The following is a 25,495-nucleotide window of genomic DNA, read 5'->3' on the forward strand; positions in this document are numbered from 1 at the left end:
GGAGCACGGCGATGAGCGACGCGATCGAGTTCCTCGACCTCATGGAGCGCGCCGAGCAGCAGCGCCAGGCGCGCCGGCGCTTCATCCGCCTATGCGGCGGTGCCGCGGCGATGACGGGTGGGCTGGCGCTGCTGTCGGGCTGCGGCGATGACAAGGAGGACGGCTCCCCGACGCCCTCCCCCACCCCGACGCCGAGCGGCGCGATCACCGACGTCGCCGTGCTCAACTTCGCGCTCCAGCTCGAATATCTCGAGGGCGCCTATTACGCCTATGCGGTGTCGGGCAGCGGCGTCGACGGCGCGCTGCTCACCGGCATGGGCACGCAGGGGCCGGTGGTGACCGGCAGCGGCGCGGGCGCGGCGCGCGCGGTTGACTTCAGCGATGACGTGGTCGCCGAATATGCGCGCGAGATCGCCGCCGACGAGATCGGCCACATCCGCTTCCTGCGCGAGACGCTGGGCAGCGCGCGGGTGGCGCAGCCCGCGATCAACATCTCGGGAAGCGCGAGCGTGGACGTCGCGGGCACCACCGGCGTCGGCGCCTTCACCGCGGCGGCGCGCGCCGCCGGCGTGATCGGCGCGGGCGACATCTTCGACCCTTATGCCAGCGACGAGAACTTCCTGATCGGCGCCTACCTGCTCACCGACGTCGGCGTCAGCGCCTATCGTGGCGCCGCCAAGCTACTCACCAACAAGACCTATCTCGAGGCGAGCGCGGGCATCCTCGCGGCCGAATGCTACCATGACGCGACGATTCGCGCCGAGCTGTGGCGCCGCGGGCTGACCGTGCCCAGCGTCTACACGCGGGTGAGCCAGATCTCGGCGCTGCGCGACTCGCTCGACGGCGCGGGCGATACCGACCAGGATATCGGCACCGCCGCGAGCGCGAACATCGTGCCGACCGACAGCGACGGGCTGGTGCTCGGGCGCAGCGCGGCGCAGGTGCTCAACGTCGTCTTCCAGAACGGCGCGGCGGTGACGGGCGGCGGCTTCTTCCCGTCTGGGCTCAACGGCACGATCCTGACGAGCGGCGCTGGCTGAGCGCGGCGACGGCGCGGCGTGAGCCGTGCTCCGGTGAACGCCGGGGCCAAGGGTCGCGAGCGCTGTATCGCGGTTCCTGGGCTCCTGCGTGCGCAGGCGCACGCTCGCCTTCCGGTTTGGGTCGTTCAAATGGGACGGATCATGCGCTAGTGGCTACGCGATCGATCGCGACCCGGAGATGAGATGGCCAGCGCCCTCAAGATCGCGCCCGGCGACAGCGTCGCCACCTTGCTCGATGACGCGCGGGCGGGCGAGACGCTCGCGCTCGCGGGGGAAAGGCTGACGCTCGCGCAGGACGTCGCGCGCGGGCACAAGGTCGCGGTCGCCGCGCTCGCGCCGGGCGAGGCGGTGATCAAATACGGCTATCCGATCGGCCACGCCACCGCGCCGATCCGGCCGGGCGAGCACGTCCACTCGCACAATCTCGCGACCGCGCTCGACGCCACGCTCGACTATCACTACGCGCCAGCGCCGCCGGCGACTCTGGAGCGTCCGGCGGGCGCGAGCTTCCTCGGCTATCGTCGCGCCGACGGGCGCGTGGCGACGCGCAACGAGATCTGGGTGCTGCCGACGGTCGGCTGCGTCGCGCGCACCGCCGAGCGGATCGCGGCGCGCGCCGCCGGGCTGGTCGGCGACGCGGTCGACGGCGTCCACGCCTTCACTCACCCGCACGGCTGCTCGCAGCTGGGGCAAGACCTGGGCGGGACGCGCGCGATCCTCGCCGCGCTGGCGGCGCACCCCAACGCGGGCGGCGTGCTGATCGTCGGGCTCGGCTGCGAGGAGAACCAGGTCGCCGCCCTGATCGAGGCGATCCCGCCCGCCGCACGCGGCCGGGTGCGCGCGCTCACCGCGCAGGCGAGCGCGGACGAGGTGGAGGAAGGCGTCGCCATCGTCGCCGCGCTGGCCGAGGCGGCGCGCGCGACGCGCGCGCCCTGCGCGCTCGGCGAGCTGGTGCTCGGGGTGAAGTGCGGCGGCTCGGACGGTCTCTCGGGGCTCACCGCCAACCCGCTGGTCGGCCGTATCAGCGACCGCGTGGTCGCGGCCGACGGCAGCGTGGTGTTCACTGAGATCCCCGAGATCTTCGGCGCCGAGCAGGCGCTGATGGACCGCGCCAGCGACGCGCGCGTGTTCGACGGCATCTCCGGGCTGGTCAACGGCTTCAAACGCTACTTCCTCGACCACGGCGAGACGGTGTCGGAGAACCCATCGCCCGGCAACGTCGTGGGCGGGATCACCACGCTGGAGGAGAAATCGCTCGGCGCGGTACAGAAGGCCGGGCGCGGGCCGATCTGCGACGTGATCGGCTATGGCGCGGTGGTGCGATCGCGCGGGCTGACGCTGCTGGAAGCGCCGGGCAATGACGCGGTATCGTCGACCGCCCTGGCCGCGGCGGGCGCGACCGTGATCCTGTTCACGACGGGGCGCGGCACCCCGCTCGGCTTCCCCGTGCCGACGGTGAAGATCGCCTCGAACAGCGGCCTGGCGACGCGCAAGCCGGGCTGGATCGACTTCGACGCGGGCGCGGTGCTGGAGCGCGGCTTCGACGCCACGGCCGACGCGCTGCTGGCGCGCATCGTCGCGATCGCCTCGGGCGAGCCCACCGCCGCCGAGCGCAACGGCGAGCGCGAGATCGCGATCTGGAAGCGCGGCGTGACATTGTGACGCCTCGATCTTCCCCTCGAAGAGAGAGCCGGCCGCTCGATGCCCGGCACCCTCATTGATCCTCCCCTTGCAAGGGCAGGATCAGCCGAGGCCCTACGAGGCACCATCTCACCCCGCCATCACGGCGCGCCTCTCCCGCCGCGCAGCGCTCACCCGCGCCCGCGTCGCCCAGAAGCCGTAGACCGCGAGGCTGCCGAGCAGCGCCAGCGCCAGTCCCGAGGCGGTGATCGCCAGCTTCCACGCCAGGCCGCCGATCTTGGCGGCGTGGAGCGGGTAGAGCTTCTCTCGCGCGCGCTCGTGCGCGCCGCCGGTGGCCGGATCGGCGACGCCGACGATCGCGAGCGTGGTCGGGTCGGCGTAGACGAAGGTGCGCCCGTTCGGCGTCCACTCGAATGGCTGTCGCAGCCGTAGCGCCAGCGGCGCGCCCGACCCGCGCGGCCATTGCACCCGCCGCATCTCCGCACCGGGGAAGCGTCGCGCCGCCGCCGCGAGCAGCTGGGCGAAGGGTCTCGGCGCCGCGGCCCGCACCTCGGTCGTCGGCAGCTCGGGCGGCCGGACCCGATCGCTCGCGCCGAGCGGCGCCAGCAGCAGCCGCTCCACCGTCGGCAGCGCCATCAGCGCGCCGGTGAGCAGCGACAGCGCGAGCACCGGTGCGGTCAGCACGCCGAGATCGCGGTGATGGTGGACGATCGCGCCCGAGGTCATCCGCGTCGGCCACAGCCGCGGGCGGAAGCGCGCGCGCGTCCGCCACCACAGCACGACGCCGCTCCCCACCAGCATCAGCCCGACCAGCGCCGCGACACCGTTCACCGTCTCCCCCGCCTCGCCGAGCAGCAGGCGGTGGTGGAGGTCGAACAGCAGCAGCTCGGGCCGCTGCCACGCGCTCGACCAGCGCGCCACCACCTCACCGCTCTGGCTGAGATAGGCGCCGCCGCCGTCGCGGAACACGACCTGGTGCACGCCCAGCCCCTCGCCCGCGAGCGTCACGCGATCGAGTGGTCGCGCGCCCGCGGCGAGCGCGTCGAGCACGCGCGCGAGCGCCGCGGGATCGCTCGTCACCGCGTCCCTCGCGTGCGGCACGAATGTCAGCCGGTCGCGCCACACCAGCAGCGCGCCGGTGGCGCCGAGCAGCGCGAGCAGCGCGCCGACGATCGCGCCGACCCAGCGGTGCAGCAGCGCCAGCGCGCGCATCAGAAGCTCGCCTGCCAGCTCAGCGTCGCGTTGCGCCCGCGCCCGGTGTAGAAGCGTGCGTTGTCGGTCGGCCCCTGGGTGTCGCTGTAATAAGTGACGTAGTCGGTGTCGGCGAGGTTCTGCACGCTCAGCATCAGCCGGCCGATCGGCGCGTCATAGGCCAGATAGGCGTCGAACAGGCGGTAGCCGCTGAAGTCGTTCGCGATCGGCTGGCCCTGAAAACGGCGCGACAGGTAATAGCGCCCCTGCACGCGCGCGCTGAAGCGCCCGGCGCGATAGTCGACGCTGAGGTTGAGCCGGTCGGGCGAGATATTGGCGCCGTCGAGGTCGGCGTCGAGCCGGCCGTCGCCGTTGGTGTCGGTGCGGCCGGTGACATGGCTGTAGCCGAGCGCGACGTTGAGCCCGGTAAGGGGCGTGAGCGTGTCGAGGTTGAGCTCCAGCCCCGATATGTCGATCGGCTGGCGCACCACGTTGAAGATGCCGTCGTCGCCGCGCACCAGCACCGAGCCCGCCTCGCTCGACGACCAATAATAGGTGCTGCTCGCAGTGAGCGGGCCGCGCTTGAGCTCGACGCCGACCTCGCGATTGTTCGAGATCACCGGGGTGAGATCGAGGAAGTCGTCGATCCGCACGTTGGGCTGGTTCACGGCGCGCAGCACGCGGCCGATGTCGGCGATCGTGTACCCCTCGGCGTAGCTGCCGTAGGCGCGGATGCCCGCGGCGGGCTCGAGCACGACGCCGCCGTTCCAGAGCGCGCGCTCGAACGCGGGCGAGCCGCCGGTGACCCTGCGCGCGCCAGAGGTCGCCAGCGTGGTGTAATCGGGCACGTCGAGCCGGACGTTCTCGTAGCGCACGCCGCCGGCGAGCCGCACCAGCCCGTCGGCCAGCCTGAGGTTGCCCTGCGCGAACGGCGCGAGGCTGCGGAAATCGGTCCGCGGCACCCACGCGCGCCTCGTCTGGACGAGCGTCTGCGCGGTGCGGTCGACCAGCGCGTCGAAGCCGGCGGTGAGCGTCAGCCCCTCCCAGCCGGGCACAGCGCGCTCGTAGCTCACCTTGCCGCCGAGCTTGCGCGAGACGTTGCGCGACTGGTCGAACAAGGTGCCGACCGGCGCGATCGCGGCGTCCTGGAAGGTCGCGAGCACGCCGCCCGCGAAGGTATCGCTGGTGCGGTTGTAGAAGCCCTGCAGCGTGAAGGCGCCTCCCGCCAGCGCACCGTCGGTGAGCGAGGCCGAGACCATCTGCGCCACGCCGGTCGAGGGCTGCCCCGGGGTGGCGCCGCGCCGCGTCGTCGCGGGCACGCCCGTGGCGCGATCGCCGTCCACCGGGACATAATGGTCGCGCCCTTCGAGGTGGAAGCGGCTCGCCACCACCTCCAGCCGCGCGCTGTCGCTCAGCGCCACGCCGGCGCGCGCGAAGAAGGAGAGCGTGCCGGTGTCCTGGATCTCGCTCTGGTTGCCGTCGTAGCCGACGCGGCGCCCGCGTCCGTCGAGGAAGGCGCCGCGCCGCTCGAACGCGGCCCCGGCGGTCGCGTCGACGCGCCCCGCGCGGTAGCTGACCAGCGCGCCGAGCTTGCCGCCGAGCGACTCGCCCGAGAGATCGTCGCCCGCGTTGCCCTGCACCAGCGTGCGCCCGCTCCAGCCGTCGCGCTCGGGCGCGCGCACCGTCACCTGGTTGACCACGCCGCCGGTGGCGCCGATGCCCTGGAGCGCGTTCGAGCCGTAGATCACCTCGACTCGGTCGATGAAGAACGGGTCGATCGTGTAGCCGTCGCGCGCGCCGTCGCGGATCGGCGTGGTCTGCGGGATGCCGTTGATCGCGTAGAGCGGCGAGCGGCCGCGCAGCGTCTCGCCCACCCCGGTGATCTTCTCGCGCGTCGGCGAGAACGCCGGGAGCAGCGCCGACACCGCGTCGACCACCGAGCCTGACACCGCGACCTGGCGCGACAAGGTCTCGCGATCGATCACGTCGACCGTCAGCGGCAGCGCGCTCGCGGGCAGGACGGTGCGCGCCGCGGTGACGACGACCTCGCCGCGCGCGTCATCGCCGCCGGCAGGCTCGCTCGGCAGCTGCGCGCTCGCGCCCGAGGCACACAGGCCCGCCAACACTCCCCAGGTGATCCGCATCTCGTCCCCTTTCCCCGGATCGGGCGATAGGTCGTCGAGAAGGCTAATGCAAGTCGATCGCATTAAGTGAAGAAGACCAGGTGCGAGGAGACGCGGCGCCGCGGCCGCTAGCACCCCGGGCTCGCTGTGCTACACTCGTCAGAGAGGCCAGCGCTCTGCGAGACGATCCTTGCTGTCGTCCCGACTCAGGGCCGGATCACGAGATACGATCGCGGAGTGCGCGGCCGAGGCGGACACGTCGGAGAGGGGAGCCGATCATGGCAGGTTGTTCGAGGCGCGTCGGCGCGATCGTGGCATGGGCGATCGTGGCGACGCTGGCATCACCGATCGGCGCATCCGCGCAGTCCAGTCCCGCGCAGCAGCCCGCCTCGCCCGCCGACGCGTCGTCCTACACCCCGGCGGCCGCCAATCTCGCGGCGCGCACTTGGTTTCAGGACGCGAAGTTCGGCGTGTTCCTTCACTGGGGGCTCTACAGCGAGCTGGGGGGCAGCGGCTCGCCGGGGCTGGCCGAGTGGATCATGCAGGAGAACAAGATCCCCGCCGCCAAATACGAGCGCCTCGCGCACTTCTTCAACCCGACGCGGTTCGACGCCGACGCCTGGGTGCGCTCCTTCAAGGATGCCGGCGCGCGCTACATCGTCATCACCAGCAAGCACCATGACGGTTTCGCGATGTTCGGCAGCAAGGTGTCGCGCTACAATGTCGTCGACGCGACCCCGTTCAAGCGCGACCCGATCGCCGAGCTCGCCGCGGCCTGCCGCCGCCAGGGCGTGAAGCTGTTCTTCTATTACTCGCAGCTCGACTGGCACAATCCCGACTATTTTCCGCGCGGTCGTACCGGCCACACCACCGGCCGGCCCGAAGCGGGCGACTGGGAGCGGTATGTCGACTATCAGGACGCGCAGCTGCGCGAGCTGCTCACCCAATATGGCCCGATCGGCGGGATCTGGTTCGACGGCTGGTGGGACCAGGAGAAGACCGCGCTGCGCGACCGATGGCGGCTCGACCGCACCTACGCGCTGATCCACTCGCTCCAGCCGGCCGCGCTGATCGTCAACAACCATCACCGCGCGCCCTTCCCGGGGGAAGATTACCAGACCTTCGAGCGTGACCTGCCGGGCGAGAACACGATGGGGTTCAACGGCGACAAGGCGACGATCGGGCGGCTGCCGCTCGAGATGGCCGAGACGATGAACGGCAGCTGGGGCTTCAACCTGGTGGACGACAACTACAAGTCGCCCGAGACCTTGGTGCGCACGATGGTCGGCGCGGCCGGCCGCAACGCCAATTTCTTGCTCAACACCGGGCCGATGCCCAACGGTGAGATCCAGCCGGAGAATCTCGTCACCTTCCACGCCATCGGCGAGTGGATGAAGCGCCACGCTGAGAGCATCTACGGCACCCGCGGCGGCCCGGTAGCGCCCGGCGACTATGGCGTGACGACGCAGCGCGGCGACACCGTCTACGTCCACCTGCTGCGCGCGCACGACGGCCGCGTGCGGCTGCCGCTGGCGGCCAAGGTGCGCTCGGCGCGACTGCTCGACGGCGGCGCGGCGGTGACGGTCACCGCGCGCGGTGGCGCGGTCGAGCTCGCCGGCCTGCCGCCGCTAGCTGACGCCTGGGACCAGGTGGTGGCACTTCAGCTGCGGCGCTGAGCGACCGCGTCGCCGGCACCGCGGTGCCGCGCGGCGTCGGTGCGAGGGTCGGGGTGCGCCTCAGGCGTCGGCGCTGCCCCGCCGCCGCTCCGGCGACGCCATCGCCCGCCCTGCCGCCCGGCGTGCCGGCACACCGGGTAATTGATCACCGAGCTGCGCCCCTCCCCGAACGTGCGATTGGCTCGCCTCCGTATGTTATCTCGGGCCCTCGGGGCAGCTCGACCGCGCCGCGGGACTCCACGTCGTCGGGGGCGCTCCCAGCCTCGACGCGCGCGCACTGACAAGGCTCGGGTCCGGTGCCGCATCGGCGCGGCACGGCTTCAGCGCGACGGCTATTACTTCAGCTACGGAAGCTACCTCGTCGCCGGTCCGACATCGTTCGCGCCGGGGAGAGAGTGAGCTGTCCAAGGCTTGCTTGCTCGAAGCGAGCGTGCCTCGCGGCGGCGCAGCAGGAGCGGAGAATGACGCTCGTCAGAAGTCGATCGCGATCCCGTCGCGCTCCCAGTCGCCGTAGCGCACCGGGTCGCGGCCGAGCGGGTCCTGCGCGGGCCGGTCGAGCGGCTCCGGGGCGGGCACCGGCGGGTTGGGGCTGAGGTGTGCCGGCGGCTTCACGTGGTCGGGGCGATGGCCCATGCGGACGTCCTTCCGATTGATCGCTCGCGTCGACGGGGACATATGCGCGGGCATGACCCGCTTCAACCCGCGCGCGCCGCGCTGATGGCGCGCCCCGCCGCCCGGCCCGCCAAGCCCTCCCGTCCCGCGCGCGGTCCCGACCCGCTCGGCACCGCGGCGCGCCGCGCCGCGCTGCGCCTGCTCGACGCGGTGCTCCGCCGCGGCGAGCCGCTCGAGTCCGCACTCGCGCTCGCCACGCGCGCGCTGCCCGGCGGCCCCGACCGCGGCCTGGCGCACGCCATCGCCGCCGAGACGCTGCGCCGCCTGCCCGACCTCGACGCGCTGATCGATTCGGCGACGCGCCAACGCCTCCCCGACGACGCCAAGGCTCGCTTCGTGCTGCGCGTCGCGCTGGTCCAGGCGCTCGCGCTGGGTACGCCCCCGCACGCCGCGATCGCCACCGTGCTCCCGCTGGTCGACGGCGGGCCGAAGCGGCTGGTCCACGGCGTGTTCGGCACGCTGATGCGCGGCGGCGCGGCGCTGCCCGAGGTGCCAAGCTTGCTCCCCGCGGTGGCGGAGCGCTGGCGCGCGCACTGGGGCGACGACATGGTCGCCGCCGCGGCGCGCGCGATCGCCGCGCCGCCGCCGCTCGACCTCACGCTGCGTGACCCCGGCACGACCGCCGACTGGGTTGAGCGGCTCGGCGGCACCAGCCTCGCGCCCGGCCATGTCCGCCTCCCCGCCGGCGCAAGCGCGGTGAGCGAGCTGCCCGGCTATGCCGAGGGCGCCTGGTGGGTGCAGGACCTCGCCGCCTCGATGCCGGCGCGACTGCTCGCTACCGGCGCGGCGCCGGGAGCGCGCGCGCTCGACCTGTGCGCCGCGCCCGGCGGCAAGACGCTCCAGCTCGCCGCCTCGGGCTATGCCGTCACCGCGGTCGACGTGTCGGAGAGTCGCGCCGCGCGACTTCGCGACAATCGCGATCGCACCGGACTCGCCTTTGACATCGCGCTCGCCGACGTGCTCGACTGGTCACCCGACGCGCCCGCCCAGGCGGTGCTGGTCGACGCGCCGTGCAGCGCCACCGGCATCTTCCGCCGCCACCCCGACGTGCTCCACCGCGCCGGCGACGCCACGATCGCCGAGATGGCCGAGTTGCAGACGCGTATCCTCGACCGCGCCGCCGACTGGGTCGCGCCGGGCGGGACTCTCGTCTACGCCACCTGCTCGCTCGAGCCCGCCGAGGGCGAGGCGCAGCTGACCCGCTTCCTCGCAGCACGGGGCGACTTCTCGCTGGCACCGCCGACCGAAGCCGAGCTGCCGCAAGGTGTTGCTCCGACTCGCGATGGCTGGATCCGGACTCTGCCCGGAACCGCCGAGGCGGTGGGCGGCTGCGACGGCTTCTTCGTCGCACGGCTCACGCGGCTTTAACCCGGCGCCGCATCGCGCTACCTCGGCGCGCATGACCAGACCCGTGCGCATCGCCCCGTCGATCCTCTCCGCCGACTTCGCTCGGCTGGGCGAGGAGGTGCGCGCGATCGACGCCGCCGGCGCCGACTGGATCCACATCGACGTGATGGACGGCCACTTCGTCCCCAACATCTCGATGGGCCCGGCGGTGGTCAAGGCGCTGCGCCCGCACACCGCCAAGCCGTTCGACGTCCACCTGATGATCTCGCCGGTCGACGCCTATCTCGACGCCTTCGCCGAGGCCGGGGCCGACACGATCACGGTCCATCCCGAGGCGGGGCCGCACGTCCACCGCACGATCCAGCACGTCAAGGCGCTGGGCAAGCGCGCCGGCGTCGTGCTCAACCCCGCCACCCCCGCCAAGATGCTCGATTATCTGATCGACATGGTCGACCTGGTGCTGGTGATGAGCGTCAATCCCGGCTTCGGCGGGCAGCACTTCATCGACAGCCAGCTGCGCAAGATCGCCGCGATCCGCAAGATGATCGACTCGACCGGCCGCGCGATCGACCTCGAGGTCGACGGCGGGATCGACGCCGCCACCGCGCGCCGCGCGATCGACGCCGGGGCCGACGCGCTGGTCGCCGGCACCGCCACCTTCCGCGGTGGGCCGGACTGCTACGCCGCCAACATCCGCGCGCTGCGGGGCGACTGACGGGATGGGCACCGACGGACGCGGTCGCGGCCCCGAGGCGCGCGCGGGATTGGCACATCACGACGAGATCGAGCCGGGCAAGCGGCTGGTGCGCGCCGCCCCCGCGGCCGGTGCGCCGCTGGCGCAGCAGGTGGTGCGCTGGTTCGAGCGGCTGACCTGGCGCACCCCGCTGCACGACCGCCGGCTCGACGGGCAGCACCCGCCCAAGCTGCTGGCGGTGCCGGTCGATCCCTTCCCCGGCGACGAGCTGGCGGGCGAGGCGCTGCTCGAGGGCTGGCTCTTCGCCGCGGGCGAGCAGCGCGCCATCGCCGAGCTCGATCCGCTCGCCCCGGCGCGGCCGGGCTTCACCGACTATCTCCACGGCTTCACCTGGCTACGCGACCTCGCCGCGACGGGCGAGCGCGAGCGCGCCGCGACGGTCGCCGAGACGCTGGCGCAGCGCTGGCTGATGGCGCACGGCGAGCGCCCGACCGAGCCGGCGTGGCGCCCCGACCTCGCGGCACGCCGGCTGCTGATGCTGCTGTTCCACGCGCCGCTGCTGCTCTCGTCGAGCAACCTGGTGGCGCGCTCGCGTGTGCTCACCGCGATGGCGCGCGGCGCGCGCCACCTCGATCGCACCGCCGACAAGGCGCCGGCGGGGGCGCCGCGCGTGCTCGCCTGGGGAGGCGTGGTGGCGGCAGGGCTGCTGCTGCCCGGTGGCGAGACGCGGCGCAGCGTCGGCGAGGACGGCTTCGCGCGCGCGCTCGCTGGCGCGCTGAGCGACGACGGCGGCGTGGTCAGCCGCTCGCCGGCGCAGCTGCTCGCGGTGATGGAGACGATCGGGCTGCTGCGCGCGCTCTACGACTCCCGCCGCGAGCCGCTGCCCGAGGCGCCCGCCGCGGCGCTGGCGCGCGCGACACCGGCGCTGCTCGGCAGCGCGATGGGCGACGGCGGCCTCGCCAGCTGGCAGGGCGGCCTGCCGCTCGACGCCACCCGCATCAACGACGCGCTACAGGCGAGCGGCGCGTTCGGGCGACCGCTGCGCCAGTCGCGTGACTGGGGCTACCAGCGGCTGAGCGCGGGCGGCGCCGTGCTGCTGGTCGACGCCGCCCCGCCCCCCGCCGCGACGGTGCCCGACGGCGGCTGCGCCGCGACGCTGGCGATGGAGTTCTCCGACGGCGGCGAGCGGCTGATCGTGAGCTGCGGCGGCGCCGGCCACGCCCGCGCGCGCGGCAACGACGCGATGGCGCAGGCGCTGCGCACCACCGCGGCGCATTCCACGCTCGTGATCGCCGACACCAACTCCACCGCGCTGAACGCCGACGGCACGCTCGGCCGCGGCGTCACCGCGGTGGAGCTGGCGCGGCAGGAGTCCGACGCGGGCAGCCGGATCGAGGCGCGCCACGACGGCTACGCCCGTCGCTTCGGCTTCGTCCACCAGCGCACCCTGCTGCTCACCGCCGACGGCCGCGAGCTGCGCGGCGAGGACGCGGTGCTGCCCGCGCCGCAGCCGGCGCGCTGGGGCCGCCGCGTCGAGGGCGCGATGACCCCGCTGGCGCTGCGCTTCCACCTCGGTCCCGGGGTCGACGCCGTCGCCACCGCGGACGCGCAGGCGGCGATGCTGCGTACGCCCTCGGGCGCCTTCTGGCAGCTGCGCGCGCGCGCCGACCGGCTGACGGTGGAGGACAGCGTGTGGAGCGACCCGCACGGCCGGCTGGTGCCGACCAAGCAGATCGTGATCGACTCGCTCGCCCCCGCCGGCGGCGCGACGATCGCCTGGGTGCTGCGCCGGGCGCGGTGAGAGGCGAGTGCCGCTGTCGACGGGTGGTCGGGCGCGGTTCATCGGAGCGGAGCTTCGCTGCACGGCCCGCACGCCAGATTGTCCCGGAGTAAGGTAGCGCTGCCCTCATGAGGCTCCCTCCCTTTCAGGGGAGGGCCGGGGTGGGGCCTCTCCGCTGGAGCGGCGTTCGCGGATACGCCTCGCCCCACCCCCTCCCCTGAAGGGGAGGGGCTAGCTCAGGAATGCCGGCCGAGCGACCACGCGTCATCGGGGGTGCCCTTCACCCCGTCACGGCGCGACGCGTGAGCCGTCCGCGTTGAGCCCGAGATTGTGCAGCAGCGGCGCCACCTCCGGATCCTTGCCGTAGAAGGCGCGGAACATCGGCGCGTAGTCCTCGGTGTGCCCCTTCGACAGGATCATGTCGCGGAAGCGCTGGCCGTTGGCGCGGGTCATGCCGCCGTTGCGCTCGAACCAGTCGTACGCGTTGGCGTCGAGCATCTTCGTCCACTGATAGGCGTAATAGCCGGCCGAATAGCCGTTGCCCCAGATGTGGAGGAAATAGCTCGAGCGGTAGCGCGGCGGCACGTCGGCGGTGTCGAGCCCGGTCTCGGCCAGTGCCTTGGCCTCGAACGCGTCGGCGTCCTGCGGACCCGCGCCGGCGGGGAGCGAGTGCCAGCTCATGTCCATCTCGGCCGCGGCCACCGCCTCGCCGAACGAATAGCCGGTGTTGAACGTCGCGGCGCGCTTGATCTTGCCCACCAGCTCGGACGGGATCACCGCGCCGGTGCGATAGTTGACGGCGTAGTGCGGCAGCACCTTGGGATCGAGCGCCCAATGCTCGTTGAACTGCGACGGGAACTCGACAAAGTCGCGCGCGGTGTTGGTGCCCGAGACCGACGGGTAGGTCTGGTTCGCGAACAGCCCATGCAGCGCGTGGCCGAACTCGTGGAACATCGTCGTCACGTCGTCGAAGGTGATCAGCGCGGGCTGGCCCGCCGCGGGCTTGGTGAAATTGCCGACATTGTAGATCACCGGCTTGGTGCCGAGCAGCTTCGCCTGGTTGACGAAGTTCGACATCCAGGCGCCGCCGTTCTTGTTGTCGCGCTTCCAATAGTCGAAGTACATCAGCCCGATCGCGCGGCCGTCGCCCTCGAAGACTTCGTAGACAATCACGTCGGGCTGGTAGACGGGAATGTCGGTGCGGCGCTTGAAGGTGATGCCGTAGAGCTGGTTGGCGGCGTAGAACACGCCGTCGGTCAGCACCTTGTTGATCTCGAAATAGGGCTTCAGCTCGTCCTGGTTGAGGTCGTACTTGGCCTTGCGCAGCTTCTCCGAATAGAGATCCCAGTCCCACGGCTTGAGCGCGAAACTGCCGCCCTCGGCCCTGATCTGCGCCTGGAGCTCGCCCGCCTCGCGCTTCTGCTCGGCCGCGACCGGGGCGCCGAGCTGGCGCATGAAGGCCAGCGCGGTCTTGGGGCTTTTCGCCATCTGGTCGGACAGGACATAGTCGCCCCAGGTGGCGAAGTCGAGCAGCTTGGCCTTCTGCGCGCGCAGTGCCGCGATCTGGCTGATCGTCGCGCGCGTGTCGTTGGCGTCGCCCTTGGTCGCGCGGGTCCAGCTCGCGTCGAACAGCGCCTCGCGCGTGGCGCGGTCGGTGAGCGTGGCGAGCGCGGGCTGCTGCGTCGTGTTCTGCAGCGTCAGCACGAACTTGCCCGCGAGGCCGCGCTCCCTGGCGGCGTCCGCCGCGGCGGCGATCTCGGCGTCGGAGAGGCCGGCGAGCTTGGCCCTGTCGTCGACCACCAGGGCGCCCGCCTTGGCGGCGGCGAGCAGCTTCTGCTGGAACGCGGTCTCGAGCGTGGAGAGCTGCGCGTTGAGCGCGCTCAGCGCCTTCTTTTCGGCGTCGTTCAACTGCGCGCCGGCATGAACCATGTTCTCATAGGTCAGCGTCAGCACTTGGCGCTGCTCGGCGTCGAGCTGGAGCGTGTCGCGCTGGTCGTACAACGTCTTGACCCGCCAGAAGAGCCTGGGATCGAGGTTGATCGCGTCCTGGTGCGCGGCGAACTTGGGCGCGAGCACCTCCTGCGTCTTCTGCAGCGTATCGTTGGTGTTGGCGCCGTTGACGCCCGAGAAGGCGAGGCTGGCACGCTCGAGCAGCCGGCCCGATTTCTCCAGCGCGGCGATCGTGTTCTCGAACGTCGGCATCGAGCGGACGTTGACGATCGCGGCGATCTCGCGGCGCTGCTCGGCCATGCCCGCCTCGAGGGCGGGGAGGTAGTCCGAGTCCTTGATCTTGTCGAACGGTGGCGCCTGGTACGGCAAGCGGCTCGGCTCGGCGAAGGGGTTGGTCGGGCTGAGAGTCTGCGCGACCGCGGAAGAGGACATCAGCGCCACGACGGTGGCGGCGGCGAGGGAACGCATCGGTGCTCCTTGAGCTGAAGGATGCGCGCCTGATGCACCCGGGCGCGCATAGGGGCAAGCGTGCTGCCCTAATGTGAATCGGGTGGGTGTTCCCGCGCGACGCTCTCGCTTCCGCCCGGCCCGCTCGGCGTCCGCGCGCCGAGGGCTACCGCTACCCGGGGCTTGACCCGGGATCGATCGTGCCGCGTACACTCGAACCGTCGTTCTTGCGGAAGCATGGGTCCCGGATCAGGTCCGGGATGACGGTCGCCTGGGGCCGGTGGTCTCGCTCGGCACCTCAGCGCTCCAGCCGGCCGTCCTTGAGCGCTGCCGCCTCGAAGGTGAACAGCACGTCGGGGTCGGGCAGCGGCACCTCGCGCGCGATCTCCGGCGGCGCGGCCTGGTGCAGCAGGTGCGCGAGGATCGCGCGGCGCGCCGCCTTCTTGTCGTCGGCGCGGACGCAGTGCCACGGCGCCAGCGGCGTGTGCGTGCGCGTCAGCATCACGTCGCGGGCCGCGGTGTAATCGTCCCACTTCGACTGGGCGACCGCGTCCATGTCGGAGACCTTGAGCGCCTTAAGCGGGTCCTCGCGCCGCGCCTCGAGCCGCTCGCGCTGCTCGTCCTTGCTGATGTCGAGCCACAGCTTCACCAGCTTGATCCCGCTCTCCACCAGCATGCGCTCGAAGTCGGGCGCGTCGCGCAGGAACTCGGCCTGCTCGGCGGCGGTGGAGAAGCCCATCACCACCTCGACCCCGGCGCGATTGTACCACGAGCGATTGAAGATCACGAACTCGCCCGCAGCGGGCAGATGCGCGACGTAGCGCTGGAAGTACCATTGCGTGCGCTCACGGTCCGACGGCTTGGGCAGCGCCACCACGCGCGTGGCGCGCACCGAGCTGTGCTCGACGATGCGCTTGATCGCGCCGTCCTTGCCCGCGCCGTCACGGCCCTCGAGCACCAGCACCACTCGCTCGCCGCTGCGCGCGGCTGCCTGCTGGGTGTGCACGAGCGCGAGCTGGAGATCCTCCAGGCTGGCGTGCCGCTCGCCGTGCTTGTCGCCGTGATCCTTACCCATCCGTGTCGCGCTCCGTCGCCTAACCTGCCGCTATAACGCACCGCGGGCGGGAGGATGCGCGCGCGGCTCAGACGGTCAGCGTCACTCGCAGGAAGTCGGGCACCGGGCCGTTCCAGCCGCCGTCGTCGGGCGCCTCGTCGCGTTCGCGGCGGCGGCCGGGGTAGCGCTCCTGCCTCGGCGCGGCGACGCGCGGCTCGGCCGCAGGTCGTTCGCTGCGGGCCGGGCGCGCGGCCCGGCGCGGACGCTCGCCCGGCTTGGCCATGTCGGCCTCGGCCGCGATCGGCTCGGCCGGCGCCTCACTCCGCGCGCCGCGACGCTGACCGCGCTCGCGCCCGCGGCGGGGACGCTCCTCCTCGCCCGCGTCCGCGCCGGCCTCGGAATCGGTCCCCGGCAGCGCTTCGAGCCGCGCGATCTTCTGCCCGGTGAGCTTCTCGATGTTCTCGATGTTCTCGAGATCGTCGGGCGCCGCCAGCGTGTAGGCCACGCCGGTCGCGCCGGCGCGGCCGGTGCGCCCGATGCGGTGGACGTAATCGTCCGGATGCCACGGCGCGTCGAAGTTGAAGACGTGGCTGACGCCCTTGATGTCGAGCCCGCGCGCCGCGACGTCGCTGGCGACGAGGATGTTGACCTCGCCCTTCTTGAACTTGTCGAGCTCCGCGAGCCGCGCCGGCTGGTCCATGTCGCCGTGGATCTCGCCGCTGGCGAAGCCGTGCTGCTGGAGGCTCTTGTTGAGCTCGCGCACGGTGGTCTTGCGGTTGCAGAAGATGATCGCGTTGCGCACGTCGTCCGGCGCGAGCAGCTGGCGCAGCACGCGTCGCTTCTCGAACGAGGTCCCCTTCACCGGCACCACCCACTGGGTGATGTTGACGTTGGTGCTCGCCGGGCGCGCCACCTCGATCGTCTTGGGATTGCTCAGGAAGCGATCGGCCAGCTTCTTGATCGGCGGCGGCATCGTCGCCGAGAACAGCAGCGTCTGGCGCGTCGCCGGCAGCTTGGTGCAGATCTCCTCGATATCGGGGATGAACCCCATGTCGAGCATGCGATCGGCCTCGTCGATCACCAGCATCGAGCAGCCGGTGAGCAGGATCTTGCCGCGGCCGAACAGGTCCATCAGCCGGCCGGGGGTGGCGATCAGCACGTCGACGCCCTTCTCCAGCGCCTTGACCTGATCGCCCATCTGCACGCCGCCGATCAGCAGCGCCATCGAGAGCTTGTGGTACTTGCCGTACTTCTCAAAGTTCTCGGCGACCTGCGCGGCGAGCTCACGCGTGGGCTCAAGGATCAGGCTGCGCGGCATGCGCGCGCGGCTGCGGCCGTGCGCGAGGATGTCGATCATCGGCAGCACGAAGCTGGCGGTCTTGCCGGTGCCGGTCTGGGCGATGCCGATGATGTCCCGCATCATCAGCACGGGCGGGATCGCGCTCGCCTGGATCGGGGTCGGCTCGGTATAGCCGGTGTCGCCGACGGCGCGGAGGAGTTCGTCGGAGAGGCCGAGATCGGCGAAGCTCATGCAGATGTCCGGGCTGTGGGGCGCGGGCGGGACCGCAGGAATAGCCTGGCCCCGAGCGCTTCCCTATCCGCGATGAGAAGTCAAGGAGAATGCGGCTCGGCGGTGGTGCGGGAGGGGACCCGTCGCTCGCGTTTGCCCGTTTTCTCCCCCGTCGTCACCCTGAACTTGTTTCAGGATCGACGCTGCCGCGAACGCAAGTGCCTCGGCGCGCCCCGTGATTCACCCTCTACTTCCGCTTCTTCGGCACCAAGGTGCGGAACTTGCTGATCGGGCACAGCGCGCCCGAGCGCGAGCGGATCGCGTCGCGGCCGGCGCAGATCTGACCGTCGCTCGTCGGGCGCAGGTAGAAGCCGGCGTAGAAGTCGAGCGTCGGGCAGTCATCGTCGAGCTTGGCGCGGATGCGGCGCGCGCCCTCGATGACGAGGTCGACGTCCCCCTTGGTGTCGATCGCCGCGCCGGTCAGCGCGGTGACGCGAAGGCACTCTGGGCCGCGCTTCTCCTGCCACTCGACGGGCGCGGGAGTGACGAGGCGCGCGCCGCGCGGCGCGGGGGCGACGCGGGGGATGCGGATGATCAGCCGCTCGTGGATCGTCAGCTGGGCATAACGCACCCCGTCCAAGGCCGCCTCGGGCGCACGCGCCGACACGGCCAGGGGAGCGGCCAGCAGCAGCGTCAGGACGGGCAGGAAGCGCTGGGACATGCGGCACGGCCCGTTGCGGGGGAGCGGTTGAATGCCGGCTGAATTGAACGCGGGCGCTTTGTCGGGCAAGAGGCGGAGCGTGACCGACGCGCAACACCGCCTCGCCGAAATGCTTGCCCCGCGGCTCGCGCCGGGCGCGATCGTCACCGATCCGGACTCGATCGCGCCCTGGCTCGTCGACTGGCGGCGGCGCTGGCACGGGTGCGCCGCCCTGCTGCTCCAGCCGCGCGACACCGCCGAGGTCCGGGCGATCGTCGCCGTCGCGCGCGCCCTCGGGGTGCCGCTGGTACCGCAGGGCGGCAACAGCTCGATGGTCGGTGGCGCCACCCCGCCGGCGGACGGCAGCGCCGCGATCCTGTCGCTACGCCGGATGAACAGGATCCGACATCTCGACCGCGAGGCCGGGCTGGTGGTGGCGGAGGCGGGCGTGGTGCTCGCCGATCTTCATGCGGCCGCGCTCGCACAGGGCCGGCGCTTCCCGCTCTCGCTCGGCGCGAAGGGCAACGCGACGGTCGGCGGACTGGTCTCGACGAACGCTGGCGGCACGCAGGTGCTGCGCTTCGGCACGATGCGCGGGCTGGTCGCGGGCGTCGAGGCGGTCCTGCCGGACGGCACGCTGCACGAGGGGCTGGCCGCACTGAAGAAGGACAATCGCGGCTATGATCTCGACCAGCTGCTGATCGGGGCCGAGGGCACGCTGGGCGTCGTCACCGCCGCGACGCTGCGGCTGGTGCCCGCGGTCGCGGCGCGTGCGGTCTCCTGGGCGGGGGTCGCCTCGCCCGACGCCGCCATGGCGCTGCTGCGCCGCTTCCAGCGCGCCACGCCCGCGCTGGAGAGCTTCGAGCTGCTGCCCGACGAGTCGCTCGCCGCGGTGCTGGCCTATCTGCCCGACGCGCGCGCGCCGCTCGCCGGGCGCCACGCCTGGCACGTGCTGCTCGAGGTCACTGCCGACGCGGCGGGCGACGATCCCGCCGCGCTGGTCGAGGCACAGCTCGCCGCCGCGCTCGACGCCGGCGAGATCGGCGATGCCGCGCTGGCGCAGAGCGAGGCGCAGGCCGAGGCCTTCTGGCGGCTGCGCGAGTCGATCTCCGACGCCGAGCGCGCCACCGGCCCCGCCGCGCAGCACGACATATCGGTGCCGGTCGAGGCGATGCCGCGCTTCATGGTCGCGGCCGCGGCGGCGTGCGACGCGCGCTTCCCCGGCACGCGCGCCTCGGGCTTCGGGCATCTCGGCGACGGCAACGTGCACTTCCACGTCCGCGCGGCCCCCGGCACCGATCCGGCGCATTGGTATGCCGAGCAGGTGCCCGTGGTGTCGCGCTTCGTCCACGATCTCGTGACGGCGGCGGGTGGCTCGATCTCGGCCGAGCACGGCATCGGCCAGATGAAGCGGGCCGAACTCGAGCGGCTCGGGCCGCCGGCGCGGCTGCACGCGCTGCGCGCGATCAAGCGCGCGTTCGATCCGGGCCAGCTGTTCAATCCGGGCAAGCTCGTCGCGCTTGCGCCCGACCGCGGCAGTGAATAACCCCGGCGACCATCCGCGCGGCGACCGGGGGCGACGCGCCGCGACCTGACTGCCCACCCTCACCGTCCTTTGGAGAATCCCATGGCCAGCGCGCCGCAACTGCCGCTCTTCTACAACGGCCTCGAGCCGCTCTCGAGCGAGACGCACGCCAACTACAAGGTGCAGCCCTCGACGGTCGCGCCGTTCCTCGCCAATCAGCACGCCATCCCGCTGACGGTGGAGGAATTCCCGCTGGTGCAGCGCCACATGCCGATCGTCTTCTCCTCGGGCGACGACGCCATCCCGCTGGCGCTGATGGGGCTCAACGAGGGCGTCAACGTCTTCCTCGACGACAGCGGCAAGCTGCTGGAGGAGACGATCTATGTCCCCGCCTATGTCCGCCGCTACCCGTACATGCTCGCGCGCCTGACCCCGGACGCGCAGGAGCTGTCGCTGTGCTTCGACCCGACCTCGCCAACGATCGGCGCGTTCGACCAGGGCGACGCGCTGTTCGAGAATGGCCAGCCCACGGAGCTGACGCGGAACATCCTGCAGTTCAACGAGAACTTCGAGCAGGCCGCGGCGCGCACGGCGCAGTTCATGAACGAGGTGCGCGAGCTCGGCCTGCTGATGGAGGGCGAGGTGTCGATCCAGCAGGACGGCGTCGAGCAGCCCTTCGTCTACCGCGGCTTCCAGATGGTCGACGAGCAGAAGCTGGTCGACCTGCGCGGCGACCAGCTGCGTAAGATGTCGCAGTCGGGCCTGCTGCCGCTGCTCTACGCGCACCTGTTCTCGCTGTCGCTGATGCGCGATATCTTCGCGCGGCAGGTGCGGCTGGGCAAGATGCCGCAGCCGCAGCTGACGATGTAACCTCCAGCGGGAGAGACGGCGATGGCGACGCGGGCATATCAGGCAGAGCGCTACTCGCGCGTCGCCATCGCCTTCCACTGGACCATCGCCGCGCTGGTGATCGTCAACATCGCGGTGGGGCTCGGGCATGACCCGATCCCGGCGCTGCGCGCGCTGATGCCGGCGCACAAGGCGATCGGCCTCACCGTGCTCGCGCTCACCGCGCTGCGCGTCGCCTGGCGATTGGCGCATCGCCCGCCCCGACTGCCCGCCGGGACGCCCGGTTGGGAGCGTGGCGCGGCGCACGCGACGCACTGGACGCTCTACCTGCTGCTCGTCGCCTTGCCGCTGAGCGGCTGGGTGCTGGTCTCGGGGCCGCAGGGGCGGCGGCCGCTCAACTGGTTCGGCGTCTTTGACCTGCCCTATCTGCCGGTCACCTCTCCCGCGGCGGAGGGCGCCGCCAAGGCGCACGGGCTGCTCGGCTGGGTGATGCTGGCGCTGGTGCTGCTCCATCTCGCCGCGGCGCTGCGTCACCACCTCGTGCTGCGCGACCGCGTGCTGGCGCGGATGCTGCCGGGCGCGTGAGCCCGGGACCGCATCGGCTCGACTCATCGCAGCATCACGACATTTCGCGTCGCGGGGGTTGCAACCGAATGCGGTCTTCCTAAGTTAAGGACGTACGGCGCTCGTGTCCCCCCTTTCGCGAGCCCGTATGACACGCCTCTGGCGTGTCTCCTCCCTGAACCTTGGCCACCGCGTGCTCGCACGCGGTGGTTTTTTTATTCGGCCGCGAGCGGGGTGCTCCCCGTCGCCGCCAGTGCCTCGTCGGCGAGCGAGTCGATCGTCGCGCGCAGCAGCGCCACCATCGCCGGCGCCCCGGGCCCGAGCGCGTCGAGCCGGCGGTCGAGGTAGAGCGAGCGATCCAGCTCCAGCTGGATCGCGTGGACGCCCTCGTGCGGGCTGGCGTGACGCTCGAGGATGTGGCCGCCCGCGTACGGCGTGTTGAGCGTGTAGCCCAGCCGCGCGGCCCGTACCGCGCCTTCCACGCGCGCGACGAAGCGCGCGCCCGCGGCGCGGCCGAAGCGGTCACCGATCACCAGCCGCGTCCGGCCGCCCGCGATCGGCGGCATCGAGTGGATGTCGAGCAGCACCGCGCAGCCGAAGCGCGCCCGCGCCTGCGACAGCGCCTCCGCCAGCGCGGCATGATAGGGCCGGTGCGCCGCGGCGATCCGCGCCTCCACCTCGCCCGCGCGCAGCTTGCAGCGCCACAGCTCGCCCGCCGCCGCGGTGCGCCGCGGCACCAACCCGATGCCGGCACGTACTTTCGCGGAGAGCGGGGCGCCGCCGCGCGCGCCGTCGTCGAGCAACGGGTCGCGCTCATGCTCGGCGCGATTGAGGTCGATCCAAGCGCGCGGCGAGTCCTGCACCAGCATCGTCTCGTCGCGTCGCGCGGCGAGCGCGAGCGCGTCGACCAACCGGTCCTCCAGCGCGGCGAGGCACGACAGCGGCGCGCGCAGCGAGTCGCGCAGCGCGACGGGATAGTCGCGCCCGGCGTGCGGCACCGACAGCACCACCGGGGAGGCGGGCGGCGTGTCGCCGATCAGTCGGAAGCTGCGCGTCATCTGCGCGCAACCCTATGGAAGCCACCGCGGCACCGCAACGCATCGTCGCTCGTTATGGCCTAAAGCGATGGCAACGCCTGCCGTTCACCATGTCCGCTGGTGGAAAAATCAACGCGGATCGGGCATAAGCATCGGCTCGGGAGCATGGACACGTGATGATCAGGATTCTTCTGGCCGAGGATGATTCGGTGATGCGCGAGTATCTCACGCGCGCGCTGGAGCGTTCGGGCTACGCCGTCACCGCGGTGGACCGCGGCACCGCCGCGCTGCCGCTGATCACCCAGGAGCGATTCGACCTGCTGCTCACCGACATCGTCATGCCGGAGATGGACGGGATCGAGCTGGCGCAGAAGGCACAGGAGCTGGCGCCCGGGATGCGGGTCATGTTCATCACCGGTTTCGCCGCGGTGACGCTGAAGGCCGGCGACGCGATGCCGCAGGCGCGCGTCCTCTCCAAGCCGTTCCACCTGCGCGACCTCGTGCTGGAGGTCGAGCGGCTGTTCGACGTCGACGCCGCCAACGAGCTGATCTGAGGCGCGCGCGAAAAGGCGCTTGCGCCGGCCGCCTAGGCCGGTTAGAGGCGCCCCCCTCGGGCGTGTAGCTCAGTGGTAGAGCACTGTGTTGACATCGCAGGGGTCGCAAGTTCAATCCTTGCCACGCCCACCATAAAAGCCCCGCTAGGTCCGCGACTTAGCGGGGTTTTTAGTTCCTCGGGCCGTTTACGGATCAGCAGATCTTGCGTGCCGTTTGCGTGTTCCTTCCTCGGGGTCTGATCAGCAGCCCTGTGCCCGGCTGCTTGCCGCGGGCCAAAGGGGCTCGCTTCGCCAGGACGGTAGCCGCCCTCCAGAATCCGGCGGGCGGCTCGGGCCATCAGGCATGCGGCAGTGAAATGCTCGTCGACAATCCGGGAACCTAGGTGCACGATCCGGTGGCGCACACCGGACCGAACCGGCGCACCGGAGGTGATCGTGATGTTCGTAGATGGAACAGCTTGCGGCTGCGATCCAGCCGACCACGCCAGGCGTCGATGCTGAGCAGACTGGGCGAATCGTTCGGATCAGGCGCGCCGACTCGCCTGAGCGGCAGGTTCGTAGCGCGGAGCTTGGCGGCTCTAAGGTGCTGCGAACCGACGAATCGGTGGTCCTGGGGAAGCTCGGCGGACCAGGCGGGGCCGTCAAAGCGGCGCTCCGAAGGATCTCGCGAGCCATTCTGCATCGCGCTGCTCGCGGAGGGGTGCGACGTCGCGACCCTGATCGTCTGCGAAGGCGACGAGGAAGCGCCCCTCGGCGGACTGGGCGCCACGATCGCCGCACGCACGCTTGCGGACTGCGCTGGTGGCTGGACCGCCGAGATCGGCCGTTTTCCCGAGAGAGGCACCGTCGAGGGCTGGCTGCTGCTAGCTCGGGATCGGATCCGATCCGTTGCCGCCGAACGCGGGGCCGATCCGAGCGACTTCGCCACCACGGCTATCGTACTCTCATCGGACGGAGCCAAGACGGACGTGTGCCACGTCGGTCGCGGCGCGGTCCTGGCGCGAGATGCCTCAGCCGAGGAATGGCTCGTCGTCAGTAGGCCGACCTCTGACACGCCTGCCAGCTCCGGCGCGTTCCTCGGCGCCGGAGGGCCATCGGCCATGCGCTGGCAGCGGCACGATGCGTTGGTCGACGCGCTCGTGGTGGTCACGAAGGACCTCGAGCCGAGCGCGATGGACCCTCGATCCGAAGCGTCTCGCGCATCCTTCCTCGAACCGATCATCGCGCCGGGCTTCGCCAAGCCATCGTTCGGCTACAGTGGTTTTCTTTCGTCCGCGCTCACGAGCCATCTGGCGCGCGAAACGGTCAACGATCGTCGTATTGCCGGCGGGTCGATACTGCTGGCTCGACGAGAGCGACCATCTTCCGGCGTCCGGTCGCGATGGATGGCCAAGGTCGCGAGCAGGAGACCGTCGGCCGCTCACGATTTCGTGGCGAGGAGGGTGAGTTCTTCCCTCTCACGAGTGGACGCAGGCGATGAGCCAAGCGTGACCGCCGCACTCAAGTAAGCCAACTAGCAATCAGGGCCGACCGCAGAGGAGTTCCCGCTTGCGCATCCTGCTGGTCAACGTGCCCCATCCAGCCATCGGCAGCCGCATTCCGCGCGAGCAGCTGCCGCCGCTCGGGCTGCTCGCCATCGGCGGCCCGCTGATCGACGATGGCCATGACGTCGAGCTGCTTGATGGCGAACTCGGCCCGCTGCCGCTCGACCGGCTCGTGGCGGAGGTGACGGCTCGCGCTCCTGACGCGGTACTTTTCGGCCACTCCGGTTCGTCCTCCGCTCAGCCGATTATCAGCTTGGTCGCAGCCGAGATCGCCGTTCGGCTGCCGGCCGCCTGGATCATCTACGGCGGCGTGCATCCGACCTACTTCTGGCGCGAGATCCTGGCGGACGAGCCGCACGTTCACGCGGTGGTGCGCGGCGAGGGAGAGGAGACCGCGCGTCGCCTCATGCGCGCACTCGAGGACGGGACGCCTCTGGACGACGTACCCGGCATCGCCTTCCGCCGTGACGACATGCCCGTCGGCACGCCCCCCGCCCCCGTTATCACCGACCTCGACGCCTATCGTGTCGGCTGGGAGCTCATCGACCACTCCCGCTACGGCTATTGGGGCGGCAAGCGCGCCGTGGTGGTGCAGTTCTCACGCGGCTGCCCACACCTGTGCAACTACTGTGGCCAGCGCGGCTTCTGGACGCGCTGGCGCCACCGCGATCCCGTGCTGCTCGCCGGCGAGATCGCGCGCCTTCATCGCGAGCACGGCGTGGAGGTGTTCAACTTCGCCGACGAGAACCCCAGCGCCGGCCGCAAGCCATGGCGCGCATTTCTCGAGGCGCTTATCGCCGAGAACATTTCGGTGACGCTGGTGGGCTCCACGCGAGCCGACGACATCGTGCGTGATGCCGACATCCTGCACCTCTACAAGCAAGCGGGCTTCGAGCGCTTCCTTCTGGGCATGGAGAACACGGATGAGGCGACGCTGAAGCTGATCCGCAAGGGCGGCGCGGTCTCCAGCGACCGCGAGGCGATCCGCCTGCTGCGGCAACACGGCATCCTCTCCATGGTGACCTGGGTGGCCGGCTTCGAAGACCAGACCGACGCCGATCTGTGGCGCGGCCTGCGTCAGCTCGTCTCCTACGACGCGGATCAGATCCAGGCGCTCTACGTGACGCCGCACCGCTGGACACCGTTCTTCCGCATCGCCGCTAACCGCCCGGTCGTGCAGGCTGACCGGACCAAATGGGACTACAAGCATCAGGTGCTGGGCATGCGGCGGATGCCCCCCTGGCGCTTATTCCTATGGGTCAAACTGATCGAGGCAGTGGCCCAGCTTCGGCCGCGCGCGCTGCTTCGCTGGGCATGGCATCCCGATGCTCGCATCCGCCACGCGATCCGCTGGTACTATCGCATGGGTCGGCGCGTGTGGGTGCATGAGGTGCTCGGCTTCCTCTTCCGTGATCGGGTTCGGGAGGACGGCCGCACCGTAGCCGACCACCTGGGCGGCGCGCAGGACCACGAGGAAGAGGCGTCTCGCCCGACACGTGCCCTGCGACGTCCGATCGCGCCACTTGCTCAATCAACAGCATCGCGATGAATAGTACGCGAGAATGGTCCTGCTCACCTGCAGCAAGGACCCAGCCAC

Annotated in this window: 20 protein-coding genes and 1 tRNA gene; 13 read left to right on the top strand and 8 right to left on the bottom strand. The window is 71.4% G+C overall.

What is annotated here, in order from left to right:
* Positions 1-11: 11 nt before the first annotated feature.
* Entirely contained in the window at positions 12-1,040 is a 1,029-nt protein-coding gene (locus tag FHY05_RS15985) for a ferritin-like domain-containing protein (RefSeq protein ID WP_183945435.1), read from the top strand.
* 183 nt (positions 1,041-1,223) lie between these two features.
* Positions 1,224-2,702 carry a UxaA family hydrolase gene (locus tag FHY05_RS15990; RefSeq protein WP_183945436.1) on the top strand — a complete coding sequence of 493 codons (1,479 nt, stop codon included), beginning with the start codon at positions 1,224-1,226 and terminating at the stop codon, positions 2,700-2,702.
* A 108-nt stretch (positions 2,703-2,810) separates the two neighbouring features.
* Here the strand turns inward: FHY05_RS15990 and FHY05_RS15995 are convergent, their stop codons facing one another.
* Complete coding sequence (locus FHY05_RS15995; protein ID WP_183945437.1) at positions 2,811-3,893, bottom strand: PepSY domain-containing protein; 1,083 nt, start codon at positions 3,891-3,893, stop codon at positions 2,811-2,813.
* On the bottom strand, positions 3,893-6,016 hold the full coding sequence (locus FHY05_RS16000; RefSeq protein ID WP_183945438.1) for a TonB-dependent receptor: 2,124 nt from the start codon (positions 6,014-6,016) through the stop codon (positions 3,893-3,895). Before FHY05_RS16000 ends, FHY05_RS15995 begins: the two co-directional genes overlap by 1 nt.
* Positions 6,017-6,273: 257 nt before the next feature.
* On the opposite strand from FHY05_RS16000, the gene FHY05_RS16005 reads away from it, so the two are divergent.
* Positions 6,274-7,671, top strand: coding sequence for an alpha-L-fucosidase (locus FHY05_RS16005; RefSeq protein ID WP_183945439.1), 1,398 nt, complete (start codon positions 6,274-6,276; stop codon positions 7,669-7,671).
* Between the two features lie 471 nt (positions 7,672-8,142).
* Here FHY05_RS16005 and FHY05_RS16010 read toward each other — a convergent pair whose 3' ends face one another.
* On the bottom strand, positions 8,143-8,304 hold the full coding sequence (locus FHY05_RS16010; protein WP_183945440.1) for a DUF1674 domain-containing protein: 162 nt from the start codon (positions 8,302-8,304) through the stop codon (positions 8,143-8,145).
* Between the two features lie 84 nt (positions 8,305-8,388).
* On the opposite strand from FHY05_RS16010, the gene FHY05_RS16015 reads away from it, so the two are divergent.
* Genes FHY05_RS16015 through FHY05_RS16025 form a run of 3 tightly spaced genes read left to right on the top strand, consistent with a single transcriptional unit; the run spans position 8,389 to position 12,185 of the window.
* On the top strand, positions 8,389-9,711 hold the full coding sequence (locus tag FHY05_RS16015; protein WP_183945487.1) for an RsmB/NOP family class I SAM-dependent RNA methyltransferase: 1,323 nt from the start codon (positions 8,389-8,391) through the stop codon (positions 9,709-9,711).
* Positions 9,712-9,742: 31 nt separating this feature from the next.
* Positions 9,743-10,405 (top strand): ribulose-phosphate 3-epimerase, encoded by a 663-nt coding sequence (gene rpe / locus FHY05_RS16020; protein ID WP_183945441.1) that lies wholly within the window; start codon positions 9,743-9,745, stop codon positions 10,403-10,405.
* A gap of 4 nt (positions 10,406-10,409) precedes the next feature.
* Positions 10,410-12,185: a heparinase II/III family protein gene (locus FHY05_RS16025; RefSeq protein WP_183945442.1), complete on the top strand. Its 1,776-nt coding sequence runs from the start codon at positions 10,410-10,412 to the stop codon at positions 12,183-12,185.
* 267 nt (positions 12,186-12,452) lie between these two features.
* Here the strand turns inward: FHY05_RS16025 and FHY05_RS16030 are convergent, their stop codons facing one another.
* From FHY05_RS16030 to FHY05_RS16045, 4 genes are all read right to left on the bottom strand, one after another.
* Complete coding sequence (locus FHY05_RS16030) at positions 12,453-14,582, bottom strand: M3 family metallopeptidase (protein ID WP_183945443.1); 2,130 nt, start codon at positions 14,580-14,582, stop codon at positions 12,453-12,455.
* 277 nt (positions 14,583-14,859) lie between these two features.
* The gene (ppk2, locus tag FHY05_RS16035; RefSeq protein ID WP_183945444.1) at positions 14,860-15,636 is read right to left on the bottom strand and encodes a polyphosphate kinase 2; all 777 of its coding nucleotides are present in this window, start codon (positions 15,634-15,636) and stop codon (positions 14,860-14,862) included.
* A gap of 67 nt (positions 15,637-15,703) precedes the next feature.
* Positions 15,704-17,146, bottom strand: coding sequence for a DEAD/DEAH box helicase (locus FHY05_RS16040; protein WP_183945445.1), 1,443 nt, complete (start codon positions 17,144-17,146; stop codon positions 15,704-15,706).
* A gap of 226 nt (positions 17,147-17,372) precedes the next feature.
* The gene (locus FHY05_RS16045; RefSeq protein WP_183945446.1) at positions 17,373-17,846 is read right to left on the bottom strand and encodes a hypothetical protein; all 474 of its coding nucleotides are present in this window, start codon (positions 17,844-17,846) and stop codon (positions 17,373-17,375) included.
* A gap of 109 nt (positions 17,847-17,955) precedes the next feature.
* On the opposite strand from FHY05_RS16045, the gene FHY05_RS16050 reads away from it, so the two are divergent.
* The 3 genes from FHY05_RS16050 to FHY05_RS16060 all read left to right on the top strand — a co-directional run bounded on the left by FHY05_RS16050 (position 17,956) and on the right by FHY05_RS16060 (position 20,784).
* Entirely contained in the window at positions 17,956-19,371 is a 1,416-nt protein-coding gene (locus tag FHY05_RS16050; RefSeq protein WP_260181638.1) for an FAD-binding oxidoreductase, read from the top strand.
* An 81-nt stretch (positions 19,372-19,452) separates the two neighbouring features.
* On the top strand, positions 19,453-20,220 hold the full coding sequence (locus tag FHY05_RS16055; protein WP_183945448.1) for a SapC family protein: 768 nt from the start codon (positions 19,453-19,455) through the stop codon (positions 20,218-20,220).
* Between the two features lie 21 nt (positions 20,221-20,241).
* On the top strand, positions 20,242-20,784 hold the full coding sequence (locus tag FHY05_RS16060; RefSeq protein ID WP_183945449.1) for a cytochrome b: 543 nt from the start codon (positions 20,242-20,244) through the stop codon (positions 20,782-20,784).
* A gap of 194 nt (positions 20,785-20,978) precedes the next feature.
* Here the strand turns inward: FHY05_RS16060 and FHY05_RS16065 are convergent, their stop codons facing one another.
* A complete protein-coding gene (locus FHY05_RS16065) occupies positions 20,979-21,821 on the bottom strand; it encodes an N-formylglutamate amidohydrolase (protein WP_183945450.1) in 843 nt (280 codons plus the stop codon).
* A gap of 155 nt (positions 21,822-21,976) precedes the next feature.
* Between FHY05_RS16065 and cpdR the strand changes: the two genes are divergently transcribed.
* From cpdR to bchE, 4 genes are all read left to right on the top strand, one after another.
* Positions 21,977-22,354, top strand: coding sequence for a cell cycle two-component system response regulator CpdR (gene cpdR / locus FHY05_RS16070; protein ID WP_183945451.1), 378 nt, complete (start codon positions 21,977-21,979; stop codon positions 22,352-22,354).
* Positions 22,355-22,412: 58 nt separating this feature from the next.
* Positions 22,413-22,487: transfer RNA gene (locus tag FHY05_RS16075), tRNA-Val, on the top strand.
* Between the two features lie 250 nt (positions 22,488-22,737).
* Positions 22,738-23,862 carry a protein phosphatase 2C domain-containing protein gene (locus tag FHY05_RS16080; protein WP_183945452.1) on the top strand — a complete coding sequence of 375 codons (1,125 nt, stop codon included), beginning with the start codon at positions 22,738-22,740 and terminating at the stop codon, positions 23,860-23,862.
* Between the two features lie 40 nt (positions 23,863-23,902).
* Positions 23,903-25,447 (top strand): magnesium-protoporphyrin IX monomethyl ester anaerobic oxidative cyclase, encoded by a 1,545-nt coding sequence (gene bchE / locus FHY05_RS16085; protein ID WP_183945453.1) that lies wholly within the window; start codon positions 23,903-23,905, stop codon positions 25,445-25,447.
* The last annotated feature ends 48 nt before the right edge of the window (positions 25,448-25,495 follow it).

Origin of the sequence: Sphingomonas sp. BK580, from assembly GCF_014194975.1 — a bacterium.
GTDB lineage: Bacteria > Pseudomonadota > Alphaproteobacteria > Sphingomonadales > Sphingomonadaceae > Sphingomonas.